This is a genomic window from Leifsonia williamsii (assembly GCF_030433685.1).
Classification (GTDB): Bacteria; Actinomycetota; Actinomycetes; order Actinomycetales; family Microbacteriaceae; genus Leifsonia; species Leifsonia williamsii.
In genome coordinates, this window is sequence record NZ_JAROCF010000001.1 from 3,144,296 (window position 1) to 3,169,139 (window position 24,844).

Sequence of the window (24,844 nt, forward strand, 5' to 3'; positions counted from 1 at the left end):
TCGTCGAGTGCGCAGGAATCCGGTCGCGGTCAGGACGCGAAGCCGAGGGAGCGCGCGATGATCATCTGCTGGACCTCGCTCGTGCCCTCGCCGATCTCGAGGATCTTGGAGTCGCGGTAGTGCCGGGCGACCGGGTTCTCGTTCATGTAGCCGTAACCGCCGAAGATCTGCACGGCGTCGCGCGCGTTCTCCATGGCCGCCTCGCTGCCGAGCAGCTTCGCGATCGACGCCTCGGTCTTGAACGGCTTGCCCGCCATCAGCTTGAAGCAGGCGTCGTAATAGGCCAGGCGCGCGGTGTGCACCTTGGCCTCCATCCTGGCCAGCTTGAAGGCGATGTGCTGGTTGGAGCCGATGGGCCGGCCGAACACGTTGCGGCTCTTGGCGTACCGCAGCGCCTGCTCCAGGCAGCCCTGCGCGGCGCCGGTGCAGAGGGCGGCGAAGGCGACCCGGCCCTCGTCGAGGGTGGCGACGAAGTTCGCGTAGCCGCGACCGCGCTCGCCGAGCAGGTTGGCCTCCGGCACCCGCACGTCGGTGAGGGTCAGCGGGTGCGTGTCGGAGGTGTGCCAGCCGACCTTGTCGTACGGCTCGTGCGCGACGAATCCGGCGGTCGGGACCGGGACGAGGATGGCCGACAGCTCCTTCTTCACGGAGCCGTCGGGGCGCTGCTGCTCGCCGGTCACGGCCGTGATCGTCACCAGCTTGGTGATCTCGCTGCCGGAGTTGGTGATGAACTGCTTGCTGCCGTTGATCACCCACTCGCCGTCGACCAGCTCCGCCGTGGTCTTGGTGCCCGAGGCGTCGGAGCCGGCGTCGGCCTCCGTGAGCCCGAACCCGGCGAGCGCCTCGCCGCGCGCGAGCATCGGCAGCCACTCCTGCTTCTGCTCCTCGGTGCCGCTGCGGAAGATCGGCATCGCGCCGAGGCCGACGCCCGCCTCGAGCGTCACGCCGATCGACTGGTCGACCCGGCCGAGCTGCTCGACCGCGAGGCAGAGCGACAGGTAGTCCTTGCCCTGGCCGCCGTACTCCTTCGGGAAGGGGAGGCCGAACAGGCCCATCCGCCCCATCTCGGCGATGATGCCGTACGGCAGCTCGCGCTTGGTGTCGTACTCGTAGGCGGCGGGTGCGACGACGGTGTCGGCGAACTCGCGCACCTCGTCGCGCAGGCGGCGCTGCTCGTCGGTGAGCGGGAACGCGTCGAGGTCGGTCAGCGCGAACTCGGCGGAGGCGGCGCTTGCGGCGGTGGAGGCGGCGCCCGCGGCGGTGGGGGTGCCGGTCATCTGCATGGTCATGGTTCCTCGTCCTTCGTGAGCCTTCGTGAGGCGGTGGGATCAGTGGGGTTCTTCCGGGCCGGCCGAGGGTGTCAGCACGGCCTCGTCCGCGGGCGCGGGTGGCGCGGGCGGGACGTCGGTGGTGGAGCTGGTGTCAGGGGTGGAAGCGGTGGAGGCGTCGGCCGTCTCGTCCGCGTCGACCTCCGCCACGAGCTGGTCGAGGCGCACCAGGTCGCCGGGCGCGACGTGCAGCCGGACCACCCCGGCGACGGGCGCGAGGAGGCGGTGCTCCATCTTCATCGCCTCCACCACGGCTACCGTGTCCCCGGCCGCCACGGTCGAGCCGGACTCTACGGCGACGGCGATCACCGTGCCGGGCATGGGCGAGCGCAGCTCGGGGTGCGCGGCCGCGTCGCCGCGGTCGAGCGCGGCGAGCCGCTCCGCGAGGCGCTCGGCGCGGTCGCGCAGCCGCAGAGCGCGGGCGCGCCCCTCACTGCCGAGCCAGACCGTGTCGCCGTCGCGGGCGAGGTCGAAGCGGGTGGTCACGCCGTCCAGGGTGAGCAGCACTGCCTCAGGAGCGCCGGGGGTGGCGGGCAGGAGGCGCAGCGACGCCTCGTGCTCCTCGCCGTCGATCGAGACCCGCGATCCGGCGACCGCGACCTCCGCATCCGCGACGTCGTAGTGGACGGGACGCGGTGACCCCAGCCGCCAGCCGGTCGGGGCTCCCCACACGGCGCCGACGCCGGCAGGAGGCCGCTGCTCGCGCTCGCCGTGGGCGAGCAGCGCCGCGGCGACCCGTTCGGCGAGGGAGGGACCGTCGTCGCCCTGCGCGCCCTGCTCGGCGACCCGGCGGTCGATCAGCGTCGTGTCCATCGTTCCCGCGCGCACCTCGGGGTCGGCGAGAAGATCGCGCAGCCAGCCCACGTTGGTGACGGCGCCGAGGATCGCCGTGCCGGCGAGCGCCCGGTCGAGCCGCGCCAGCGCCTCCGGCCGGTCCGGGCCCCAGGCGATGACCTTCGCGAGCATCGGGTCGTACTCGGTGACCACCGGAAGCCCCGGCGCCAGGCCGCTGTCGACCCGCACGCCCTCACCGGCCGGCTCGCGCAGCGCGAGCACGCGGCCGCCCGCAGGCAGGAAGCCCCGGCTCGGATCCTCCGCGTACACCCGCGCCTCCACGGCGTGCCCGGTCAGGCGGACGTCCTCCTGCGCGAACGCGAGCGGCTCCCCCGCCGCGATGCGCAGCTGCTGCTCGACGAGGTCGACACCGGTGACCAGCTCGGTGACCGGATGCTCGACCTGGAGGCGCGTGTTCATCTCCATGAAGAAGAACTCGTCGGGCGCCTCCGCCGACACCAGGAACTCCACCGTTCCCGCACCGACGTAGTCGACGCTCGCGGCGACCCGGCAGGCCGCCTCGCCGATCCGGGCACGGGTCGCGGCGTCGAGGAGGGCGGACGGCGCCTCCTCGATCACCTTCTGGTGGCGGCGCTGGAGGGAGCACTCGCGCTCTCCCAGGTGCACGACGCCGCCGTGCCGGTCGGCGAGCACCTGCACCTCGATGTGCCGCGGCGCGCTGACGAGCCGTTCGAGGAAGAGCGTGTCGTCACCGAAGGCCGCCGCCGCCACGCGCCGGGCCGTGCGCAGCGCCTCCGGCAGCTCGGCCGCCGAACGGACCGCCTGCATCCCCTTGCCGCCGCCGCCCGCCGACGGTTTGACGAGGACCGGGTAGCCGACCTCCTCGGCGGCGGCGATGAGCTGCTCGTCGGTCAGGCCGGGCTCCGCAATGCCGGGGATGGTCGGCACGCCATGCCGGGTGACCTCGGTCTTGGCGGCGATCTTGTCGCCCATCACCTCGAGAGCGCGCACGCCGGGGCCGACGAAGACGATGCCCTCACGCTCGCAGGCCTGCGCCAGCGCCGGGTTCTCGGAGAGGAAGCCGTAGCCGGGGTGGACGGCCTCCGCGCCGGTCGCACGCGCGGCGGCGACCACCGCCTCCACATCGAGATAGCTCTCGCGGGCGGGCGCAGGGCCGAGCCGCACGGCCTCGTCGGCGAGCGCCACATGCGGAGCACCGGCATCGGCGTCGCTGTAGACGGCGACCGCGCGGATGCCGAGGCGGCGCAGCGTGCGGATCACGCGGCAGGCGATCTCCCCGCGGTTCGCGACGAGCACGGTCCCGAACAGCGCCGGGCCGGAAGTGGAGTCTGCGAGCATCGCGATCACATCCGGAAGAGGCCGAAGGCCGGGTCGGGAAGCGGGGTCCTGGAGACGACGTCGAGCGCGAGCCCCAGCACGGTCCTCGTCTCGGCGGGGTCGATCACCCCGTCGTCCCAGAGCCGCGCGGTCGAGTAGTACGGGTTGCCCTGCTCCTCGTACTGCGCGGTGATGGGCGCGCGGAACGCGGCCTCGTCGGCGGCGCTCCACTCCTCACCGCGGCCCTCGAGCTGGTCGCGCTTGACGGTGGCGAGCACGCTGGCCGCCTGCTGGCCGCCCATGACCGAGATGCGCGCGGCCGGCCACATCCACAGGAACCGCGGCGAGTAGGCCCGCCCGCACATCGAGTAGTTGCCGGCGCCGAACGAGCCGCCGATGACGACCGTCAGCTTCGGCACGCGCGTGGTCGCGACAGCGGTCACCATCTTCGCGCCGTGCTTGGCGATGCCGCCGGCCTCGTAGTCGCGGCCCACCATGAAGCCGGAGATGTTCTGCAGGAACAGCAGCGGGATGCCGCGCTGGTCGCAGAGCTCGATGAAGTGCGCGCCCTTCTGCGCCGACTCGGCGAACAGCACGCCGTTGTTCGCGACGATGCCGACCGGGTGGCCGTGGAGACGCGCGAAGCCGGTGACCAGCGTCGTGCCGTACTCGGGCTTGAACTCGCTCCAGCCTCCCGCGTCCACCAGTCGCGTGATGACCTCGTGCACGTCGTAGGGCGCCTGCACGTCGACAGGGACGACGCCGTACAGCTCGGCGGGATCGGCGGCCGGCTCGCGGGCGGGCAGCACCTCCCACGCCGGAGCGGCGGGAGGCGGCAGCGTCGCCACGATGTCGCGCACGATCGCGAGCGCGTGCTCGTCGTCCTCGGCCAGGTGGTCCACCACGCCGGAGGTGCGCGCGTGCAGATCGCCGCCGCCCAGCTCCTCCGCGGTGACGACCTCGCCGATCGCCGCCTTCACGAGCGGAGGCCCACCGAGGAAGATCGTGCCCTGGTTGCGCACGATCACCGTCTCGTCGCTCATGGCGGGGACGTAGGCTCCACCCGCCGTGCACGAGCCGAGCACCGCCGCGATCTGCGGGATGCGCGCCGCCGACAGCCGGGCCTGGTTGTAGAAGATCCGGCCGAAGTGGTCGCGGTCGGGGAACACCTCGTCCTGCATCGGCAAGAAGGCTCCGCCCGAGTCGACGAGGTAGATGCAGGGGAGGCGGTTCTCGAGCGCGACCTCCTGCGCACGCAGGTGCTTCTTGACCGTCATCGGGTAGTAGGTGCCGCCCTTGACGGTGGCGTCGTTGCAGACGATCATCACGTGCCGCCCGGCGACCAGGCCGATGCCCGCGATCACGCCGGCGGCCGGGCACTCACCGTCGTACATGCCGGTCGCCGCGAGCGGCGCCAGCTCGAGGAACGGGCTGCCCTCGTCGAGCAGCGCGTCGATGCGGTCGCGCGGGAGGAGCTTGCCGCGGGCGACATGCCGCTCGCGTGCGCGCTCCGGGCCGCCGGCGGCCGCGACGGCGAGGCGGCGGCGCAGGTCGTCGGCGAGCGCGCGCTGTGCGGCGTCGTTCTGCGCGAAGCCGTCCTCTGCAGCGGCGCCCTGCGTACCGGTCGCCTGTGCGCTGGTCATCAGGGTCGTCATGACCCTCCCTCGTCCTCATCGACAACGGGTTAGTGACTGCTAACCGAGATTCAGGTTAGTGTTCATTAACCGGAATGTCCAGACCCTCCCGGAGCCGACGATGACGACGACCCGCCCCACGACGACCCGCCCCACCCAGCGCAGCCAGGCCAAGGCCGACCGCCGCGCCACCCTGCTGACGGCCGCCGCCGGCCTGTTCGCGCAGCGCGGCTTCAACGGCGTCTCCATCGAGGACCTCGGCGCCGCCGCCGGGGTCAGCGGCCCGGCGGTGTACCGCCACTTCCCGTCCAAGCAGGCCGTGCTCGCCGCGCTCCTCGTCGGCGTCAGCGAGTCCCTGCTGGAGGGCGGCGCCGCGGTGGAGGCGCAGGCGGCCGGACCGGCGGAGGCCCTGCACGGACTGATCGCCTTCCACGTCGACTTCGCGCTGAGCGAGCCCGACACCATCCGCGTGCAGGACCGCGATCTCGACGCGCTCCCCGACGCCGAGCGCCGCGAGGTGCGCCGGCTGCAGCGCCGTTACGTCGAGCTCTGGATGGGCGTGCTGAGCGCCCTGCAGCCCGCCCTCTCCCCCGACGAGCTGCGCGTGCGGGTGCAGGCGACCTTCGGCCTCATCAACTCCACCCCGCACTCGGCGCGCATCGGCTCCGCCCCGGTGGACGCGGCCGCGGTGCGACCGGTGCTGGAGGCGATGGCGTGGGCGGCGCTCACGTCGCGCTGACCCGTGTCGTCATCCGCATGCGTTAGGGTCCGAAGCACGGCAGGTCCCGAGCCTCTCGGGCCCGCGCAGAGCGAGCTCGAGGGAGAGACGTGGGCGAAGACAGACCCCGGCTGACACGGCAGCGCAGCGCCTTCCGCGCGCTCGGCATCGTGCTCGCCGTCGTCGTGCTGCTCGTCGCGGCGGCCGGCGGCATCGCCGTCTGGACCGTGGCGCGCTCGTTCCCACAGACCTCCGGCACCGTCGACGTGCCCGGCCTCACCGCGCCGGTGACCGTCCGCCGCGACAGCGCGGGCGTCCCGCAGATCGAGGCGGCGACCGCGCACGACCTGTTCCGCGCGCAGGGCTACGTGCACGCGCAGGACCGGTTCTGGGAGATGGATTTCCGTCGCCACGTCACTTCCGGCCGGCTGGCCGAGCTGTTCGGCGCGAGCCAGGTGCCGACCGACACGTTCATCCGCACCCTCGGCTGGCGGCAGGTCGCCGAGCAGGAGGTGAAGCTGCTCGACCCGGCCGCCCTGCGGTACTACCAGGACTACGCGGACGGCGTGAACGCCTACCTCGACCGGCACTCGGGCGCCGAGCTGTCGCTGGAGTACGCCGTGCTCGGCCTGCAGAACCCCGGGTACAAGCCCGAGCACTGGACGCCGGCCGACTCCGTCGCCTGGCTCAAGGCGATGGCCTGGGACCTGCGCTCCAACCTCGAGGACGAGGTCGACCGCGCCCTGCTCGCGACGAAGCTCAGCCCCCAGCAGATCGCCGACCTCCATCCCGCCTACCCCTACGACGCGCACCCCACGATCACCGACCTGGGTGGAGGCTCGCCCGAGCGCGCGACGCCGCAGGCCGCTCCCGAGTCGAAGGAGGCGAAGAGCGGCGCCGCGGCGGACGGCACCGGCGGGGTCGACGCGGAGGCCTACCGCTCCCAGCTGGAGCAGGTCGCCGCCTCCGTCGACGCCCTCCCCCGCCTCATGGGCCCGGCGGGCGACGACATCGGTTCGAACTCGTGGGTCGTCTCCGGCGCGCACACCGACACCGGCAAGCCGCTGCTCGCCAACGACCCGCACCTCGGCGCCTCCATGCCGTCGGTCTGGTACCAGGTCGGGCTGCACTGCACGACCGTCGGGCCGGAGTGCGCGTTCGACGTGAGCGGCTTCGGGTTCTCCGGCTTCCCGGGCGTCGTGATCGGCCACAACGATCGCATCGCCTGGGGCTTCACGAACCTCGGGCCCGACGTCGCCGACCTCTACCTCGAGAAGGTCACGGGCGACACGTACGAGTACGACGGCAAGCAGGTGCCGCTCGCGATCCGCACCGAGCGCATCCGCGTCGCCGGCGGCAAGGATGTGGAGGTGCGGGTGCGGTCCACCCGGCACGGCCCGCTCGTCACCGGCATCAGCGACGGCTACCGCGCCATCGCGAAGGATCAGGCGGGCAAGCTCGGCGTGCCCGCGCAGCAGTTCCAGCTGTCGCTGCAGTGGACCGCGCTGACGCCGGGGCCGACCGCCGGCGCGATCTTCGCCTTCGACACCGCCCGCGACTGGCCGTCGTTCCGCGCGGCCGCCGCCCAGTTCCAGGTGCCGTCGCAGAACCTCGTCTACGCGGACGTCGACGGCAACATCGGCTACCAGGCGCCCGGCAGCGTCCCGATCCGGGCGAAGGGCAACGGCACGATGCCCGTGCCGGGCTGGACGAGCGAGTACGGCTGGGTGGGCACCATCCCGTACGACCAGCTGCCCTCGGTGCTCAACCCGCCCTCCGGCATGATCGTCACCGCCAACAACGCGGCGGTCGGCCCCGGCTACCCCGCGCTCATCACGGCCGATTGGGATTACGGCTACCGCGCCAACGAGCTCCAGGTGCGGCTGCACGCGATGATCGCCGACGGCAAGAAGGTCACAGCGGCGGATCTCAGCGCTCTGCAGCAGGACACGTACGACGCGAACGCCGCAGCGCTCGCGCCGCTGCTGGTCCGGCTCGGGGGCGCCGCCGACCCGGACTCGGGCGTGGCCCACGCCGCCCGGCTGCTGGCCGAGTGGGACTATCGCGACGACGGCGACAGCGCCGCAGCCGCATACTTCGCCGTGTTCTGGCGCACCCTCCTCACCGACGCCTTCGCCACGAAGCTGCCGAAGTCGACCGCGCCACAGGGAGGCGATCGCTGGTTCGCCGTCGTGCAGAACCTCCTCGAGCGACCCGACTCCGGTTGGTGGACGGATGCGAAGCTCGGCGCGACCGACCGCGACTCGATGCTCACCGCGGTGGCGAACGCCGCCTGGACGCAGACGCGGGACCTGCTCGGCCGCGACACGTCGTCGTGGCGCTGGGACCGCCTCCACACCCTCGAGCTGCGCAACGCCAGCTTCGGCGAGTCGGGCGTCCCGGTGATCGAGTGGCTGTTCAACCGCGGCCCCTACCCGGTCGGTGGAGGCTCGAGCATCGTCAACGCGACCGGCTGGGACGCCGACCAGGGCTACCAGGTATTGCGCGTGCCGTCGATGCGCATGGTCATCGACCTCGCCGACTTCGACCGCAGCCGCTGGATCAACCTCACCGGTGCCTCCGGGCACGCCTTCGACCCGCACTATGCCGACCAGACCGACCTGTGGGCGCGGGGCAAGACGCGTCCGTGGCCGTTCACGCACAAGGCTGTGACGGCCGCCGCGGCGCAGACCCTCACCCTCCGCCCGCGCCCCTGATCACCCGTCGAGTACGCGCGGATTCACGCGAAAACCGCCGAGTACGCAGAAAGTCTGCGTACTCGGCGGTTTGCGAACGGACGAGTCAGCGGGTGGTCGGCCAGGAGCGCTCGGCGCTGCCGACGTAGAGCTGCTGCGGGCGGCCGATCTTGGTCTGCGGGTCCTGGATCATCTCGCGCCAGTGGGCGATCCAGCCCGGAAGGCGGCCGATGGCGAACAGGACCGTGAACATCCGTGTCGGGAAGCCCATCGCCTTGTAGATGACGCCCGTGTAGAAGTCGACGTTCGGGTAGAGCTTGCGGTCGATGAAGTACTGGTCGGCGAGCGCGACCTCCTCCAGTTCCTTCGCGATGTCGAGCAGCGGGTCGTGCACGCCGAGCGCCTGCAGCACCTCGTCGGCCGACTGCTTCACGAGCTTCGCGCGCGGGTCGAAGTTCTTGTAGACGCGGTGACCGAAGCCCATGAGCTTGACGCCCGACTCCTTGTTCTTCACCCGCTCCACGAACTTCTGCACGCTCTCGCCGGAGTCGCGGATGCCCGCGAGCATCTGCAGCACGGCCTCGTTGGCGCCGCCGTGCAGCGGGCCGTAGAGCGCGTTGATGCCGGCCGAGACCGACGCGAACAGGTTGGCCTGCGTCGAGCCGACCAGACGGACGGTCGAGGTGGAGGCGTTCTGCTCGTGGTCCTCGTGGAGGATCAGGAGGCGCTCCAGCGCCCGCGAGAGCACCGGGTTCACCTCGTACGGCTCGGCGAGGGTGCCGAAGTTGAGCCGCAGGAAGTTGTCGACGAAGCTCAGCGAGTTGTCCGGGTACAGGAAGGCCTGCCCGAGGCTCTTCTTGTGCGCGTACGCCGCGATGACGGGGAGCTTCGCCAGGAGGCGGATCGTCGAGAGCTCGATCTGCTCCGGGTCGTGGACGCTCAGCGAGTCCTGGTAGAAGGTCGACAGCGCCGACACCGCGCTCGAGAGCACGGACATCGGGTGCGCGTCGTGCGGCAGCGCGCTGAAGAAGCGGCGCAGGTCCTCGTGCAGCAGGGTGTGCCGGCGGATGCGCTCGTCGAAGTCGGCCAGCTCGGCCGGCGTCGGCAGCTCGCCGTGGATCAGCAGCCAGGCCACCTCGAGGAAGGTCGAGTGCTCCGCGATCTGCTCGATCGGGTAGCCGCGGTAGCGCAGGATGCCCTGCTCGCCGTCGATGTACGTGATCGCCGAGCGGGTGGCCGCGGTGTTGACGAAGCCGTAGTCCAGGCTGGTCAGCCCGGTCTGCTTGGTCAGGGAGGAGAGGTCGATGCTCGACGCGCCCTGGGTGCTCGCCAGGATGGGGAACTCGGCCGTGCCGCCCGGGTAGGTCAGCGAGGCGACGGGCGCCTCACCGCCGGCGGAGCCGTTGCGCTCCGCTGCTGCCGTCTCGGTGCCGAGTCCACTCACAACGCCTCCAGGTTCTGGGTCAGCTTCGACTGCTCGCTGCCGATGATGTGGCGGCGCTCAGAAAGTCGTGCTGGTACAGCCTAACGAACGCTCGCGGCAACTGTCGCATCGGGCAAAGGAGCCTCGATCCGGTTAGAGGGAGTCTCCAAAGGCGCGCAGCCGCTGGGCCGCCGCGGCGATCCGCTCGTCGGTCGCGGTGAGCGAGAGCCGTACGTGCTGCGGGTAGGAGTCGCCGTAGAAGTGCCCCGGGCCGCCGAGGATGCCGATGTCGGCGAGCCGGCCGATGCTCTCCCAGGCGTCGCGCCCCTCCGTCGCCCAGAGGTACAGCCCGGCCTCGCTGCGGTCGATGCGGAAGCCCGCCGCCACGAGCGCCGGCTTGAGCAGGTCGCGACGCGCGCGGTACCGCTCCTTCTGCGCGGCGACGTGCTCGTCGTCGCCGAGCGCGGTCACCATCGCGGCTTGCAGCGGCGCCGGAAGCATGAGGCCGGCGTGCTTGCGCACGTTGGTGAGCCGTGCGATCACCGTGCGGCAGCCCGCGACGAACGCGGCCCGGTACCCGGCGAGGTTGGACTGCTTCGACAGCGAGTACACCGCCAGCACGTCGTGCCTGTCCTGCCCGATGACGCGGGGGTCGAGGATGCTCGGCACGCGCTCGGCGTCCCAGGGCGACTCCCAGCCGAGCTCCGCGTAGCACTCGTCGCCCGCGATGACGGCGCCGAGCTCGCGCGCCCGCGCGACCGCGGCCCGCAGCTCCGGCACGCCGAGGACGCGGCCGTCCGGGTTTCCCGGGCTGTTCAACCAGACCAGCTTCGTGTTCTGCGGCCACTCGGCGGGGTCGTCGCTCGCGAACGCGTCGGCGCCCGCCATGGCGGCGCCGATGGCGTACGTCGGGTAGGCGGCGCGCGGGTGCACGACGACATCCCCCTCCCCCAGTCCGAGGAGGAAGGGGAGGAACGCGACCAGCTCCTTCGAGCCGATGGTCGGGAGCACGTTGTCGACGGTCAGCCCGCGCACGCCGCGGCGACGCTCGAACCAGGCGACGATCGCCTCGCGCAGCGCGGGGGTGCCGACCGTCTGCGGGTAGGCGTGGGCGTCGGTCGCGGCCGCCAGCGCCTCCCGGATCAGGTCGGGCGTGGGGTCGACCGGCGAGCCGATCGACAGGTCGACGAGACCGCCGTCGTGCTCACGGGCGCGCGCCGCGTACGGCGCCATGAGATCCCAGGGGTAGTCCGGGAGCTCCTTCAGCGCCACGTCAGTGCGCCTGCGGCGGCAGCGCGGCGACCAGCGGGTGGTCCTTGGCGATCACGCCGACCTTCGCCGCTCCGCCGGGCGAGCCGATGTCGTCGAAGAACTCGACATTGGCCTTGTAGTAGTCCGCCCACTCCTCGGGCAGGTCGTCCTCGTAGTAGATCGCCTCGACCGGGCAGACCGGCTCGCAGGCGCCGCAGTCGACGCACTCGTCGGGGTGGATGTACAGCGACCGTTCGCCCTCGTAGATGCAGTCGACCGGGCATTCGTCGATGCAGGCCCGGTCCTTCACATCGACGCACGGGAGGGCGATGACATAGGTCACGGTGGATCTGTTCCCTTCGGGAGAGTGGCGAGCGGTGAGGCTCACACCTAGCTTATTCCGAAACGGCGACGGGCCGACGCCCCCGGACGTCCGGCCAGGCGACCACGACGGCCGCGATCAGGATCGGCGCGACCAGCCAGATCTGGCCGAGCAGGTCGTTCGGGATCAGCACCGACCCTCCAGCGCTCTGCTGGGTGAACAGCAGCACGACACCGATGGTGCCGATCGCGGCGAGGAGCGCAGGCACGCGGCTGCGGCCGAGCAGGCGCAGGCCGACGAGCAGAGCGGTGTACGCCAGCAGCGAGCCGATCAGGCCGAGCGGGATGGAGACGCCCCAGGTCACGGTGATCTGGTGCGCCACCGTGCCGATCCCGCCGATCACGGCCCCCGCGAGGAGGAGGAGCACTCCGTTCAGGATCCGGCTGAGCATTCTCGCATCCTATCTGGACAGGTTCGCCGGGCTGATCTAGGCTCGACGCCGGTAAGGTTAGCCTTACCGAACCATCCATCCCCTCCCGCAACCCCAGCAAGGTCACCGTGCTCGCGAACTACCTCATCGGCCTCCGCGAAGGCCTCGAAATGGCGCTGATCGTCACGATCCTCATCGCGTACGTCGTGAAGGTCGGCCGCCGCGACGTGCTCTCCAAGCTCTGGGTCGGCGTCGGCATCGCCCTCGTCGTCCCGCTCGGCATCGGAGCCGCGCTCACCTGGGGCCCGTACGGTCTCAGCTTCGAGGCGCAGGAGATCGTCGGCGGCACCCTGTCGCTCGTGGCGGTCGGCTTCGTCACCTGGATGGTGTTCTGGATGGGCAGGACCGCCCGCACGATGAAGTCCACCCTCCAGCACCGCATGGACGCCGTGCTCGTCGGGGCCGGCTGGGGCGTCGTGCTCCTCGCCATGCTGAGCGTCGGCCGCGAGGGCATCGAGACCGCGCTCTTCGTCTGGGCGACGGTCGCCAGCGTCGGGGGCGGCTGGGAGCCGGTCGCCGGCGCGCTGCTCGGCCTCGCCAGCGCGGCGGTGCTCGGCTTCCTGCTCTACCGCGGCATGGTGAAGGTGAACCTGGGGTCGTTCTTCGCCTGGACCGGCGCCTTCCTCATCGTCGTCGCGGGCGGCGTACTCGCCTACGGCGTGGGCGACCTGCAGGAGGCCGGGGTCATCCCGGGCGCGAACGTGCACGCGTACGACATCAGCGGCGTCATCCCCGCCTCCAGCTGGTACGGCACCCTGCTCGCCGGCATCCTCAACTTCAACCCGTCGCCGACCGCCCTGCAGGTCGCCGTCTGGGTCGGCTACGTCGCGGTCGTCGGCGCGCTCTACGTGCGCCAGCACGTGGGGGCCACCCGGCCCGCCGCCCCGCGTCAGCAGCCCGCGGCGCCGGAACCGGTCGCCGCCGCGACGCGCACCGCCTCCTGACGCCGGGCCGGACAGCACCGCCCCATCAGCACTCCCCCGTCAGCACTCCGCCGCACCTCCCCACCACTCCCGTCTGCATCACCCTTCCGAGCCCGCACTTTCCGAGAGAGAGCCCGCCCATGACCCGACTCCGCCCGCTCGGCGCGATCGCCGGCACCCTCGCCGGCGCCGCCGCCCTGGCCGCCGCGCTCACCGGCTGCGTCCCCAACACGCCCGCCGACGCCAAGGCCGAGGCCATCGCCGTCACGCTGAAGGACGAGACCTGCACGGTCGACACCGCGACGGCACCGGCCGGGGCGGTCACGTTCCAGGTGACCAACACGGGCTCCGACGTCAACGAGTTCGAGGTGCTCGCCGAGGACAAGCTGCGGATCGCCGGCGAGAAGGAGAACATCGGGCCGGGCACGACCGTCAACTACGTCGTCCAGCTGCCGGAGGGCTCCTACTTCACCGCCTGCAAGAAGGGCATGGTCGGCACCCCGACCTCCCTCGCCGCGTTCACCGTCACGAAGGGCTCCGGCGCGAAGACCTCCGCCAGCGAGAGCAAGCAGGTCGCCCAGGCGGTCACCAACTACACGTCGTACGTGAAGGACCAGACCGGTCAGCTGCTCGCCGCGACCAAGGCGTTCGCGGCCGACTACGCGGCGGGTAACGACGACGCGGCCCGCGCGGCCTACGCGAAGTCCCGCGCCTTCTACGAGCGCATCGAGCCGACGGCGGAGCAGTTCGGCGACATCGACCCGGCGCTCGACCTGCGCGAGGCCGACCTCGAGCAGGGCCAGGACTGGACCGGCTGGCACCACATCGAGAAGGACCTGTGGGCGCCCGCCGGCTACACACCCTCCGACGCGGCCGCCCGGACGAAGCTCGCCGACAAGCTGGTAGCCGACACGCAGAAGCTCTACGACCTCGTGTACGCGAAGGACTTCTCGCTCACCCTCGACCAGATCTCCAACGGAGCGAGCGGACTCATGGAGGAGGTCTCGGCCAGCAAGATCTCCGGCGAGGAGGAGATCTTCTCCCACACCGACCTCTCCGACTTCAAGGCCAACGTCGAGGGCGCCGAGGTCGCCTACGGGACGGTCCGCGACCTCCTGAAGGCCAAGAACGCCGACGGCGCCGCCCTGGTGAAGAAGCTCGACACCGAGTTCGCCGGCATCGACAAGCTGCTCGCGCAGTACGCGAAGGGTGACGGTTACGTCAGCTACACCGAGCTCAGCACCGACCAGGTGAAGGAGCTGTCCGACGAGGTGAACGCCGTGAGCGAGCCGCTCAGCCAGGTCACGGCCGTCCTCGTGAAGTAGCGGCCGCGTGAACGCAGAGCGTCCGGCCGAGCGCCCGGAGTCCGACGACCCGAAGTCCGACGGCCCAACGTCCGACGGCTCGGGGCGCTCCGGCCTGTCCCGGCGCGGACTGCTCGGTCTCGCCGGCGCCGCCGTCGGAGCGGGCGTCGTCGGTGCCGGCATCGGGGTCGCGGCCGACCGTGCGATCGCGGGCGCGACGGCGTCGTCGGCGGCGGTCTACCCGTTCTACGGCGAGCACCAGGCCGGCATCACGACCCCCGCTCAGGACCGCCTCCACTTCGCCGCCTTCGATGTGGCTGCCGACCTCGACCGCGCCGGGCTGATCGAGCTGCTGCACGACTGGACCGCCGCGGCCGCCCGCATGACCCAGGGCCGCCCGGCCGGGAAGTACGGGCCCGCCTCCGGCCCCCTCGACGTGCCACCGGACGACACCGGGGAGGCGCTCGACCTGCCGCCCGGCGGCCTGACGCTGACCTTCGGGTTCGGGCCGACGCTCTTCACGACGGCGGACGGGAAGGACCGCTTCGGGCTCGCGTCGAAGCGGCCGGAGGCGCTGGTCGACCTCCCCCACTTCCCCGGAGACGCGCTGATCGACCAGCTCACCGGCGGCGACCTCTGCGTGCAGGCCTGCAGCGAGGACCCGCAGGTCGCCGTGCACGCCATCCGCAACCTGTCGCGCATCGCGTTCGGCCGCGCCTCGATCCGCTGGTCGCAGCTCGGGTTCGGGCGCACCTCCTCCACCTCCCGCAGTCAGGTGACGCCGCGCAACCTGTTCGGCTTCAAGGACGGCACCGCGAACATCAAGTCCGAGGACACCGCGGTCGTCGAGGACCAGGTGTGGGCCGCGGCGAAGGACGGCGCCGGCTGGATGGCGGGAGGCTCGTACCTGGTCGCCCGCAAGATCCGCATGGTCATCGAGACCTGGGACCGGCAGCAGCTCGGCGAGCAGGAGCGCATCGTCGGCCGCGACAAGGGCGAGGGCGCCCCGCTCTCGGGCGGGACGGAATTCACCGAGCCGAACTTCCTCGCGCTCGCGAAGAGCGGCGGCGGCACCGCCATCGACCCGGACTCGCACGTGCGGCTCGCGCACCCGACGAGCAACAACGGCGCGCAGCTGCTGCGCCGCGGCTACAACTTCGTCGACGGCAACGACGACCTCGGGAGGCTCAACGCGGGCCTGTTCTTCATCGCGTTCCAGCGCGACCCGCGGGCGCAGTTCATCCCGATCCAGACCCGGCTCGCCAAGAACGACCTCATGAACGAGTACCTCCGCCACGTCGGCTCCGCCGTCTTCGCGGTGCCGCCGGGCGCTCGAGAGGGCTCCTACATCGGGGCGGGGCTCTTCGCATAGCCGCCGAGCACAGGAAAAAGGCTCCGAATCACGACGATTCGGAGCCTTTTTCCTGTGCTCGGCGGCTGCCGTGCGGGAAGTCGGGAGACGCGGGTTACGCGTCCTGGCGCTTGAGGCGCGCGGCGGCGCGGCCGCGGGCGGTCGCGTCGAGCTCGACCTTGCGGATGCGGACGGCCTCGGGGGTGACCTCGACGCACTCGTCCTCGCGGGCGAACTCCAGGCACTCCTCGAGCGTGAGCTGGCGCGACGGCGTCATCGACTCGAACGTGTCGGCCGTGGAGGAGCGCATGTTGGTGAGCTTCTTCTCCTTGGTGATGTTCACGTCCATGTCGTCGGCGCGCGAGTTCTCGCCGATGACCATGCCCTCGTAGACCTCCTCCGTGGGGTTCACGAAGAAGCTCATGCGCTCCTGCAGGGCGATGATCGCGAACGGCGTCACGACGCCGGCGCGGTCGGCGACGATGGAGCCGTTGCTGCGCGTGACGATCTGCCCGGCCCACTCGTCGTAGCCGTGCGAGATCGCGTTCGCGATGCCGGTGCCGCGGGTCGTGGTGAGGAACTCGGTGCGGAAGCCGATCAGGCCGCGCGACGGGACGATGAACTCCATGCGGACCCAGCCGGTGCCGTGGTTCGTCATGTTCTCCATGCGGCCCTTGCGCGCGGCGAGCAGCTGGGTGATCGCGCCGAGGTACTCCTCGGGGGCGTCGATCGTCAGGTGCTCGTACGGCTCGTGGGTCTTGCCGTCGACCTTCTTGGTGACCACCTGCGGCTTGCCGACGGTCAACTCGTAGCCCTCGCGGCGCATCTGCTCGACGAGGATGGCCAGCGCCAGCTCGCCGCGGCCCTGCACCTCCCACGCGTCGGGGCGGCCGATGTCGAGCACGCGCAGCGACACGTTGCCGATCAGCTCGCGGTCGAGGCGGTCCTTGACCATGCGCGCGGTCAGCTTGTGGCCCTTCACCTTGCCGACGAGCGGGGAGGTGTTGGTGCCGATGGTCATCGAGATCGCGGGCTCGTCGACGTGGATCGCCGGGAGCGGGCGCACGTCGTCGGGGTCGGCCAGGGTGTCGCCGATCATGATGTCGGCGAACCCGGCGACGGCGACGATGTCGCCGGGGCCCGCGGACTCGGCCGGGTAGCGGTCGAGCGCCTTCGTCATCAGCAGCTCGGTCACGCGCACGTTGTGCACGTCGCCGTCGTGACGCACCCAGGCCACGGTCTGGCCCTTCTTGAGCGTGCCGTTGAAGATGCGGAGCAGCGCGAGGCGGCCGAGGAACGGCGAGGCGTCGAGGTTGGTGACGTGCGCCTGCAGCGGCGCCTCCGGGTCGTAGGACGGCGCCGGGATGTGCTCGAGGATCGCCTCGAACAGCGGCTCGAGGTCGTCGTTGTCGGGCAGCTCGCCGTTGGCGGGCCGGTTGCGGCTCGCGGCGCCGGCGCGGCCGGACGCGTACACCACCGGCACGTCGAGGATGGCGTCGAGGTCAAGGTCGGGCACGTCGTCGGCGAGGTCGCTGGCGAGGCCGAGCAGGAGGTCCTGGCTCTCGCCCACTACCTCCTCGATGCGGGCGTCGCCGCGGTCGGTCTTGTTGACGGCGAGGATCACCGGGAGCTTCGCCTCCAGCGCCTTGCGCAGCACGAAGCGGGTCTGCGGCAGCGGGCCCTCGCTCGCGTCGACGAGCAGCACGACGCCGTCGACCATGGACAGGCCGCGCTCGACCTCGCCGCCGAAGTCGGCGTGGCCGGGGGTGTCGATCACGTTGATGGTGATCGGGCCGTTCGCGGCGTGCTTGCCGTTGTACGAGATCGCCGTGTTCTTGGCGAGGATCGTGATGCCCTTCTCACGCTCCAGCTCGTTCGAGTCCATCGCCCGCTCCTCGACGTGCGCGTGCGCGTCGAAGGAGTTGGTCTGCTTGAGCATGGCGTCGACCAGCGTGGTCTTGCCGTGGTCGACGTGCGCGACGATCGCGACGTTGCGCAGGTCGTCCCGGTGGGCGACGGCGTTTTCGGACATGCGTGAGGACTCGACTCTCGTCAGGGAGGAAGGGGAACGTTACATCCTATCGCAGGTTCCCCCGCCTCCCGCTGAGAGCCCTACAGCCCCTGCGCGACCGGCGGCTCCGGCTCCTGCGGCAGGCCCTCGTTGACCGGCACGACCTCGTCGGAGCCGGCGGCGAGCAGCTGGAGGCGCAGCTCGCGGCGGGCGCGCTGCTGCTCGGGGTCGGGCAGCGGTACCGCGGCGAGGAGGCGCTGCGTGTACGCCTCCTTCGGGTAGCGGAGGATCTCGTCGCGCGTGCCGACCTCGACCAGGTGGCCGTGGTGCATCACCGCGATGCGATCGGCGAGCACGTCGATGACCGCGAGGTCGTGGGTGATGAACAGGCACGCGAAGTTCATCTCGCGCTGCAGCTGCTGCATCAGCTCCAGCACGCGGGCCTGCACCGAGACGTCGAGCGCGGAGGTCGGCTCGTCGGCGATCAGCACCTGCGGCTCCAGCGACAGTGCACGGGCGATGCCGACGCGCTGCTTCTGGCCGCCGGAGAGCTCGTGCGGGAACCGGCTGCGGTAGGCGCGCGGCAGCTCGACGCTGTCGAGGAGGCGGTCGACCTCCTTCGCCAGCTCGGCGCCCTTGAGCTTCTTGGCCAGCCGGAGCGGCTCGCCGATGGAGTCGGCGATCTGGAGACGCGGGTTCAGCGACGACGACGGGTCCTGGAACACGATGCCGACGTTGCGGTGCAGCTTGCGGATGTCGTCGCGGCCGGCGTTGCTGATGTCCTGACCGGCGACGACGAGCTTGCCCGAGTGGATGGGCAGCAGGCCGATCGCGGCGCGGCCGAGCGTCGTCTTGCCCGAGCCCGACTCGCCCACGAGGCCGACGACCTCGCCCTCGTGGATCTGCAGGTCGATGTCGCTCGCGGCGCGGAACGCGGGGACGCGGCCGTGCTTCGGGTACTCGATCGCCACGTTCTGGAAGTCGACGACCACCGGGCGGCGGTCCATCTCGGCCTTCTCGTGCTCGGCCTGCGCCAGGCGCTCGTTGACGCGGATGCGCTCGGCGAGCTCGGCGTCGACCGACTCGGTGCCGAGCGCGAGCGCGGCAGTGGTGTCGATCTCCTCGTCCTCGCGCTGGCCGAGGTGCGGCACGGCGTCGAGAAGGGCGATCGTGTACGGGTGCTGCGGCGCCTCGAAGACCTGGGCGACGGTGCCCGACTCCACGATGTCGCCCTTGCGCATCACGACGATGTTGTCGGCGAGGTCGGCGACGACGCCCATGTCATGGGTGATCAGCAGGATCGCGCTGTCGAGCCGGTCGCGGAGGCTGCGCAGCAGCTCCAGGATCTCGGCCTGCACGGTCACGTCCAGAGCGGTGGTCGGCTCGTCGGCGATGAGGAGCTTCGGGTCGCACGAGATCGACTGCGCGATCATGGCGCGCTGCCGCTGACCGCCGGAGAGCTGGTGCGGGTAGGAGTTGAACGCCTTCACCGGGTCCGGCAGCTCGACCATCTCGAGCAGCTCGAGGGCGCGCTCCTTGGCCTCGTGCGGCGACATCCCGAAGTGGATGCGGAGCGTCTCGACGATCTGGGAGCCGACCGTGTAGACGGGGTTCAGCGCGGTCATCGGCTCCTGGAAGATCACCGACACCTGACGGCCGCGGACGCGGCGCATCTGCTGCGGGTTCAGGCCGGTGAGCTCGCGCCCCTCCAGCTTGATCGAGCCCTGGACGCGGGAGTTCGTGGGCAGCAGGTCGAGGATCGCCATCGAGCTCGCGCTCTTGCCCGAGCCGGACTCGCCGACGATGGCGAGCACCTCGCCCGCCTTGATCGCGTAGTTGAGCTTCTTGGCTGCTGGCACCCAGACGTTGTCCACGCCGAAGTCGACGGAGAGGTCGGTGACCTCCAGCACGGGGGCGTCGGTGACGACGCCGGCCTGACCGGGGGTGGTGGCGGTCATGATTCGTGGTTCCTTTCGCGGGCGCGCATCGGCCGGGCGGCTTGTGGCCGGGGTGAGAGCATGGAGCCATGCCCCTCGACCCCTCCGCCGATGGCGACGTCTTCGTGTCCCGGTTCAACCGGGTGCTTGCGATCCTGATCTGGGCGGCGTGCGCCGCGCTGGCCGTCGGCCTGGCGCTGAGCGTGCACGACGCCCGCCTGCTCTACCTGGTGCCGGTGGCCCTGTTCGCCTTCATCGCCTGGGCGACGCTGTGGCGTCCGCTCCTGGTCGTCGGCGACGCGGCCATCACGGTGCTGAACGTGACGCGCACCGTCCGCATCCCGTGGGAGGCGCTCATCCACGTCGACACCAAGTACGCGCTGACGCTGTACGTGCCCGGCGCCAAGTACCCGGTGTGGTCCGCTCCCGCGCCCGGCACCGCCCGCACGCTGCGGGCGACCCGCAACGAGACGAAGGGCCGGACCGGCCGGCCGAGCGTCGATGACACGGTGCGACGCCCCGGTGACCTGCTGGGCACCGAGTCCGGGGCCGCCGCGGAGGTCATCCGCCGTCGCTGGACCGCCCTGCAGAACGCTGGAACGATCGAGGCCGGCCGCGCCGACGAGACGCCCGTCGCCGTGCGCTGGCACGTCGCGACGCTGGCCGTGCTGGTGCTGCTGACGGCCGGCTCGGTCGCCGCGCTGCTCCTGGCCTGACCCCGCGAGGGGGGCCGGGAGCAGCACGGCGAGGGCGGAGGTCACAGCACGTCCTCCGCGAGGGCAGCGCCCGTGCGCGGGCCGCCGTCGTCGCCCTCGCCCTCCTCCGGCTCCTGCTCGCGCATGCGGCGCAGGTTGAACCGGCGGTGGCGGGGGTCGAAGGCGTCGCGCAGGCCGTCGCCGACGAAGTTGACCAGCAGGGCCAGGGTCACGATGAACGCGCCGGGCCACCAGAACAGCCACGGCCGGGTCTGGAACGCGGACTGGTTCTGGCTGATCAGCAGGCCGAGCGAGACGTCCGGCGGACGGATGCCGTAGCCGAGGAACGACAACGCGGTCTCGAGCAGGATGGCCGAGGCCATGATCAGCGTCGAGGCGACGATGACGACGCCGATGGCGTTCGGCAGGATGTGCTTGAAGATGATGCGCGCATCCGAGGCCCCCGCGACACGGGCCGCCTCCACGAACTCCCGCTCGCGCAGCGAGAGGAACTCGCCGCGGACCAGACGGGCGATGCCCATCCACGAGAAGAAGCCGAGCATCAGCGCCAGGAAGAAGGCGCCGAGACCGCCGAAGATGTGGCCGACGACCGAGCCGATCACGAGCGCGGGGATGACGATGAAGACATCCGTGATGCGCATCAGGATCGCGTCGACGACGCCGCGGAAGTAGCCGGCGACCGCTCCGACCACGACGCCGACGACGCTCGCGATCAGTCCGAGCACGACCATGACGAGGATCGAGTTCTGGATGCCGCGCATGGTCTGCGCGAAGTAGTCCTTGCCGATCCTGTCCTGCCCGAACGGGTGCTCCCACGAGGGCGCTCCGCGCTGGAACTGGTCGTTCAGCTCCTTGAAGCCGTACTTCCACCAGCCGGGGATGGGGCCGAGCCCGATCGCCGAGATGGAGAAGAGCAGGATCGCGATGAACAGGATGGCGCTGACGACGGCCAGCTTGTTCGAGAGGAACCGCTTCCAGACCAGCTTCCCCTGGCTGACCGGGGGCGCGGTCGGCGCCTCGAGCTCGTCTGCGATTCGCGTGTTGTCGACGGACATCAGCGGACCCTCACTCTCGGGTCGAGCGCGGCGTACGAGAGGTCCGCGAGGAAGTTGAACAGGATCGCCATGACCGCGATCACCAGGAAGTAGCCCATGACCGGATTGAGGTCACCGCGGTCGAGGCCGCTGGCGAACAGGAAGCCCATACCGGGGATGGCGAACACGCGCTCGGTGATGATCGCGCCACCGAGCAGCGCACCCACATCGAACGCCACGAGGGTGGTGAGCGGGATGAGCATGTTGCGGAAGGCGTGGCGCACGATCACCGTGCGCTCGGGCAGGCCCTTCGCCCGCGCGGTGCGGATGAAGTCCTGATTGAGCACCTCGAGCATCCCGGCGCGCGAGTAGCGCGTGTAGGAGGCGAAGGAGATCAGGAGCAGCGCGATCGTCGGCAGCACCAGGTGGGTGAAGGTGTCGAGGCCGGTGACCCACATGTCGCCCTCGAGCCCGGGGGTCGCCGAGCCGACGGTCGCGATCGGACGTCCGTTGGTGTCGTCGAAGTAGGTCGGCCACGCCTGCATGAGGCGGTCCACGATGATGAGGAAGCCGGAGACGATCGTCACGATGACCGCGATGCGCATGTTCTGGCCGCGGTCGTAGCCGCCGACGAACCAGCCGATCGCGAGGCTCACGAGGATGGCCACGATCGCCAGGATCACGATGGTGCCGATCGTCGAGACGTCGAAGAGCGGCTGCAGCGCGAAGTAGCAGATGATCGCGACGGCGCCCGCGATCCCGCCGGCGATCAGGGCGCGGCGGTTCTGCAGGCCCGCGATGAGGGCGGTGGTGCCGATGACGGTCGCCGCGACGAGGATGATCATCACGACCGGTCCGAGCCCGGGGACCAGGAACCAGTTCGTCGCCGACATCAGCAGCAGCACGCCCGCGGTCGCCACCGTGGCCACCGCGAAGGTGGTGAGGCGACGACGGCGGTCGCCGCCGATCAGCGACTGCCAGATCAGGCCGGCCACCACTCCGATGATGACGGCCACCCACCACGGGATGGTCGGGTGCGCCAGGAAGTTGTTGAACCCGATCGCGACGAACTCCTTGAGGAGCACGGCCATGAGGAACGCGGGCAGCGAGTACAGGAAGAAGCTGAGGAAGGTGACGACGTTGTCGAGCCCGCTGTACTGCCGGAGCGCGGTCACGATGCCGATCGTGACGCCGAGGAGGATCGCCAGCACCAGGGCCAGCGTGACCAGCTGGACCGTCGAGCCGAGCGCCTGCGGCAGGATGTCGACGACCTTCGCGTTCGAGATCGTCGACCCGAGGTCGCACTGGTTGGCGAACGGGATCAGGCACTTGGCCACTCCGCCGAGCCAGAGCAGCCAGCGCAGCGGCGGGGCGACGTCGAGCTGGAGCAGCTGCACGCGCGCGGCGATCAGCTGGGTCTTGTTGGGGGAATTGCTCGACCGCAGGTCCTGGAGCGGGTCGGCGCTGTACGCGACCAGCATGTACATCAGGAACGAGGCGGCGATGATGATGAGTACCGAGACGAGAAGGCGTCTCAGGATGAAACTCGCCATAGGTTCAGAACCTTCACTGACAGGACGCGCCTCACGGGATGCGGCGGGGGGAGCCGCCAGGCGCGTTCACTAAGGGCGGACGGATCGCGTCCACCGACTACATGATACGGGGCGCCGGAAGAACCGGCGCCCCGCCGCAGAGAGAGTGCCCGGGGTTCGCCCGGGCACTCTCTCGTACGGAGCTGTTACTTCTTGGAGCCGGACTTGACCGACCACTCCCAGAAGTTCCAGAACGGGCCCGTCTGATTGCCCATGTACTCCACGCCGTCGACGCGGGCGTTGACACCGAAGACACCCGGCAGCTGGAACAGCGGCAGGCCGTAGCCGTCCTTGAAGGTGGCCGTGTCGATCTGCAGCTCGAGCTTGGTGAGCTCGTCCTTGTCGAGGGTCGTCTGGGTCTGCACCGCGACGTCGTTCATGTTGTTGTAGCGGTTGTAGTTGCCGCCGCCACCGGTGGTGAACAGCTGCGGGATCTGCGAGGTGCCTGCACCCGGGCTGATCCAGCCGAAGAGCGACGCGTCGTAGTCACCACCCGGGAGGAGGGTGCTCCACTGCGGCGAACCGGCGTCCACGATCTTGAAGCCGGCCTTGGTCGCCGAGGCCTGGATGGCCTGGAACTCGTCGACGCGGTTCGGGTTGTTCGTGTTGTAGAGGATCCGGATGGTCGGGGTGGCACCGGCGAGCAGCTGCTTGGCGCCCTCGATGTCGACCTTGTCGTACGCGTCGGAGCCGTTCTTCTTGACCGCGTCCGCGTAGTCGTCCTGGCTGGGCAGCCAGATCTGCGAGTTGAGGACCTTCGCCTTCGGGTTCACCGGGGTGACGATCGAGTCGAGGATCTGCTGACGCGGGATCGTCTTGAGGAACGCCTCACGGACCTTCGCGTCCTGGAACGTCGGCGAGCCGAAGTTCAGGTCGAGGTGGTCGTACGAGACCTGGTCGCCGGTGAGCACCTTGGCGCTCGTGTTCTTCAGCGCCGTCAGGGTGTCCGCGGACGCCTGCGGGTTGATGATGTCGACCTCGCCGTTCTGTAGGGCGGTCACCTGAGCGTTGGCGTCGGGGATGATGCGGAAGACGATCTTGTCGACGTTGCCCTTGTTCTTGCCCCAGTAGTTCTTGTTCTTCACCATGGTGATGGACTGACCGGGGGTCCAGTTCGAGACCACGAACGGGCCGGACGCGACGAGGAGGTCCTTGTCGGTCGGGAACGCGGTGATGTCGTAGCCCGTGTTGACGAAGTCGGCGGCCTTCTTCAGGGTCGGGTCGGCCGGCTGCGGGTTGGCCTTGTCGCCCTTGGGCAGGCCCTTCAGCAGCTTCGTCAGGTCGGCGGCCGAGGAGAGGCCCGCCTTCTTGGCGACGATGTGCGCCGGCTGCGCGATCGGGTTGAAGAGCTCCCAGTCCACGAAGGGCTTGGCGTACTTCAGCGTGATCGTGCGGTTGTCGTTGCTGACCTCGGGGTACTCGGTCTGGTCGATGCCCGCGGTGCCGGCAGCAGGGGTGAAGTACTGCGTGCCCTTGGTGACCTCGCCGCTGGCCTCGTCGAGGGTGGCGGAGTCGTAGTAACCGGACTGCATCGCCCAGCCGAGGACCATGTCGTCAGCCGTGACCGGCTCGCCGTCGGACCACTTCGCTTCCTTGGGAAGGGTGTACTTGACGGTCAGCGGGTCGTCCGAGGTCTTCTCGAAGGTGCCGTAGCTGTCGTCGTGGACGATCTTGTAGTTGTTGTCGATGTACTGGAAGCCCGAGCCGTACGAGCCGTCCAGGTAGCCGACCTGACCGTTGGTGTCCAGGTTGCCCTGGGGGGTCTGCGAGTTCAGCGAGGTGAGGTCGTTGACGACCGCGACCGTCACGGTGCCGCCCTTGGCAGCCGTGGAGCCGCCCGTGCTGCCGGACGTGGTGCAGGCCGACAGGGCGAGCGCAGTGGCGCCCGCGAGGGCGACGGCGCTGACCGCGTACCTCACCCTTCTTCCCTTGATGTGCAATGTTCCTCCTGTGCGAAGTGTGCGACGGCACAGGCGTGCGA

At 70.5% G+C, this 24,844-nt stretch carries 18 protein-coding genes; 6 read left to right on the forward strand and 12 right to left on the reverse strand.

The genetic code is table 11. The features are described 5' to 3' along the window. Positions 1-29: 29 nt before the first annotated feature. From P5G50_RS14860 to P5G50_RS14870, 3 genes are read right to left on the reverse strand one after another with little or no spacing between them, the layout of a single operon-like run. Positions 30-1,289 carry an acyl-CoA dehydrogenase family protein gene (locus P5G50_RS14860; protein WP_301212483.1) on the reverse strand — a complete coding sequence of 420 codons (1,260 nt, stop codon included), beginning with the start codon at positions 1,287-1,289 and terminating at the stop codon, positions 30-32. 39 nt (positions 1,290-1,328) lie between these two features. Next, positions 1,329-3,482, reverse strand: a complete 2,154-nt coding sequence (locus P5G50_RS14865; protein ID WP_301212482.1) for an acetyl/propionyl/methylcrotonyl-CoA carboxylase subunit alpha — start codon at positions 3,480-3,482, stop codon at positions 1,329-1,331. 5 nt (positions 3,483-3,487) lie between these two features. Further along, a complete protein-coding gene (locus P5G50_RS14870) occupies positions 3,488-5,104 on the reverse strand; it encodes a carboxyl transferase domain-containing protein (RefSeq protein WP_435870926.1) in 1,617 nt (538 codons plus the stop codon). Positions 5,105-5,216: 112 nt separating this feature from the next. Between P5G50_RS14870 and P5G50_RS14875 the strand changes: the two genes are divergently transcribed. Both P5G50_RS14875 and P5G50_RS14880 read left to right on the forward strand, forming a co-directional pair. Beyond that, the gene (locus P5G50_RS14875; RefSeq protein ID WP_301212480.1) at positions 5,217-5,834 is read left to right on the forward strand and encodes an SACE_7040 family transcriptional regulator; all 618 of its coding nucleotides are present in this window, start codon (positions 5,217-5,219) and stop codon (positions 5,832-5,834) included. 89 nt (positions 5,835-5,923) lie between these two features. Next, entirely contained in the window at positions 5,924-8,530 is a 2,607-nt protein-coding gene (locus P5G50_RS14880) for a penicillin acylase family protein (protein ID WP_301212479.1), read from the forward strand. 85 nt (positions 8,531-8,615) lie between these two features. Here the strand turns inward: P5G50_RS14880 and P5G50_RS14885 are convergent, their stop codons facing one another. From P5G50_RS14885 to P5G50_RS14900, 4 genes are all read right to left on the reverse strand, one after another. Beyond that, a complete protein-coding gene (locus P5G50_RS14885; RefSeq protein ID WP_435870902.1) occupies positions 8,616-9,953 on the reverse strand; it encodes a citrate synthase in 1,338 nt (445 codons plus the stop codon). Between the two features lie 132 nt (positions 9,954-10,085). Then, entirely contained in the window at positions 10,086-11,204 is a 1,119-nt protein-coding gene (gene dapC / locus P5G50_RS14890; RefSeq protein WP_301212477.1) for a succinyldiaminopimelate transaminase, read from the reverse strand. 1 nt (position 11,205) lies between these two features. After that, the gene (gene fdxA / locus P5G50_RS14895) at positions 11,206-11,526 is read right to left on the reverse strand and encodes a ferredoxin (protein WP_301212476.1); all 321 of its coding nucleotides are present in this window, start codon (positions 11,524-11,526) and stop codon (positions 11,206-11,208) included. A gap of 52 nt (positions 11,527-11,578) precedes the next feature. Continuing rightward, positions 11,579-11,956 (reverse strand): hypothetical protein, encoded by a 378-nt coding sequence (locus P5G50_RS14900; RefSeq protein ID WP_301212475.1) that lies wholly within the window; start codon positions 11,954-11,956, stop codon positions 11,579-11,581. A 107-nt stretch (positions 11,957-12,063) separates the two neighbouring features. Between P5G50_RS14900 and efeU the strand changes: the two genes are divergently transcribed. The 3 genes from efeU (at position 12,064) to efeB (ending at position 15,594) form a co-directional block, all read left to right on the forward strand. After that, the gene (efeU, locus tag P5G50_RS14905) at positions 12,064-12,939 is read left to right on the forward strand and encodes an iron uptake transporter permease EfeU (protein ID WP_301212474.1); all 876 of its coding nucleotides are present in this window, start codon (positions 12,064-12,066) and stop codon (positions 12,937-12,939) included. Positions 12,940-13,058: 119 nt separating this feature from the next. Beyond that, positions 13,059-14,243: an iron uptake system protein EfeO gene (gene efeO / locus P5G50_RS14910; protein WP_301212473.1), complete on the forward strand. Its 1,185-nt coding sequence runs from the start codon at positions 13,059-13,061 to the stop codon at positions 14,241-14,243. A 7-nt stretch (positions 14,244-14,250) separates the two neighbouring features. Then, the gene (gene efeB, locus P5G50_RS14915) at positions 14,251-15,594 is read left to right on the forward strand and encodes an iron uptake transporter deferrochelatase/peroxidase subunit (RefSeq protein ID WP_435870903.1); all 1,344 of its coding nucleotides are present in this window, start codon (positions 14,251-14,253) and stop codon (positions 15,592-15,594) included. 94 nt (positions 15,595-15,688) lie between these two features. Here efeB and typA read toward each other — a convergent pair whose 3' ends face one another. Both typA and P5G50_RS14925 read right to left on the reverse strand, forming a co-directional pair. Then, positions 15,689-17,605 (reverse strand): translational GTPase TypA, encoded by a 1,917-nt coding sequence (gene typA, locus P5G50_RS14920; protein ID WP_301212472.1) that lies wholly within the window; start codon positions 17,603-17,605, stop codon positions 15,689-15,691. An 80-nt stretch (positions 17,606-17,685) separates the two neighbouring features. Further along, a complete protein-coding gene (locus P5G50_RS14925; protein WP_301212471.1) occupies positions 17,686-19,542 on the reverse strand; it encodes an ABC transporter ATP-binding protein in 1,857 nt (618 codons plus the stop codon). Positions 19,543-19,610: 68 nt separating this feature from the next. On the opposite strand from P5G50_RS14925, the gene P5G50_RS14930 reads away from it, so the two are divergent. Continuing rightward, positions 19,611-20,237, forward strand: a complete 627-nt coding sequence (locus P5G50_RS14930; RefSeq protein WP_301212470.1) for a PH domain-containing protein — start codon at positions 19,611-19,613, stop codon at positions 20,235-20,237. A 41-nt stretch (positions 20,238-20,278) separates the two neighbouring features. Here P5G50_RS14930 and P5G50_RS14935 read toward each other — a convergent pair whose 3' ends face one another. From P5G50_RS14935 to P5G50_RS14945, 3 genes are all read right to left on the reverse strand, one after another. After that, positions 20,279-21,292 (reverse strand): ABC transporter permease, encoded by a 1,014-nt coding sequence (locus P5G50_RS14935; protein WP_301212469.1) that lies wholly within the window; start codon positions 21,290-21,292, stop codon positions 20,279-20,281. Further along, on the reverse strand, positions 21,292-22,824 hold the full coding sequence (locus P5G50_RS14940) for an ABC transporter permease (RefSeq protein WP_301212468.1): 1,533 nt from the start codon (positions 22,822-22,824) through the stop codon (positions 21,292-21,294). Before P5G50_RS14940 ends, P5G50_RS14935 begins: the two co-directional genes overlap by 1 nt. 185 nt (positions 22,825-23,009) lie before the next feature. Further along, complete coding sequence (locus tag P5G50_RS14945; RefSeq protein WP_301212467.1) at positions 23,010-24,803, reverse strand: ABC transporter family substrate-binding protein; 1,794 nt, start codon at positions 24,801-24,803, stop codon at positions 23,010-23,012. Positions 24,804-24,844 lie beyond the last annotated feature (41 nt).

Excerpts from the sequence above, each read along its gene's own strand:
- P5G50_RS14935 (WP_301212469.1), bottom strand. The coding sequence starts at position 21,292 with ATGTCCGTCGACAACACGCGAATCGCAGACGAGCTCGAGGCGCCGACC.
- P5G50_RS14865 (WP_301212482.1), bottom strand. The coding sequence starts at position 3,482 with ATGCTCGCAGACTCCACTTCCGGCCCGGCGCTGTTCGGGACCGTGCTC.
- P5G50_RS14930 (WP_301212470.1), top strand. The coding sequence starts at position 19,611 with ATGCCCCTCGACCCCTCCGCCGATGGCGACGTCTTCGTGTCCCGGTTC.
- P5G50_RS14925 (WP_301212471.1), bottom strand. The coding sequence starts at position 19,542 with ATGACCGCCACCACCCCCGGTCAGGCCGGCGTCGTCACCGACGCCCCC.
- efeO (WP_301212473.1), top strand. The coding sequence starts at position 13,059 with ATGACCCGACTCCGCCCGCTCGGCGCGATCGCCGGCACCCTCGCCGGC.
- P5G50_RS14860 (WP_301212483.1), bottom strand. The coding sequence starts at position 1,289 with ATGACCATGCAGATGACCGGCACCCCCACCGCCGCGGGCGCCGCCTCC.
- P5G50_RS14900 (WP_301212475.1), bottom strand. The coding sequence starts at position 11,956 with ATGCTCAGCCGGATCCTGAACGGAGTGCTCCTCCTCCTCGCGGGGGCC.
- P5G50_RS14875 (WP_301212480.1), top strand. The coding sequence starts at position 5,217 with ATGACGACGACCCGCCCCACGACGACCCGCCCCACCCAGCGCAGCCAG.
- P5G50_RS14870 (WP_435870926.1), bottom strand. The coding sequence starts at position 5,104 with ATGACCAGCGCACAGGCGACCGGTACGCAGGGCGCCGCTGCAGAGGAC.
- typA (WP_301212472.1), bottom strand. The coding sequence starts at position 17,605 with ATGTCCGAAAACGCCGTCGCCCACCGGGACGACCTGCGCAACGTCGCG.
- P5G50_RS14940 (WP_301212468.1), bottom strand. The coding sequence starts at position 22,824 with ATGGCGAGTTTCATCCTGAGACGCCTTCTCGTCTCGGTACTCATCATC.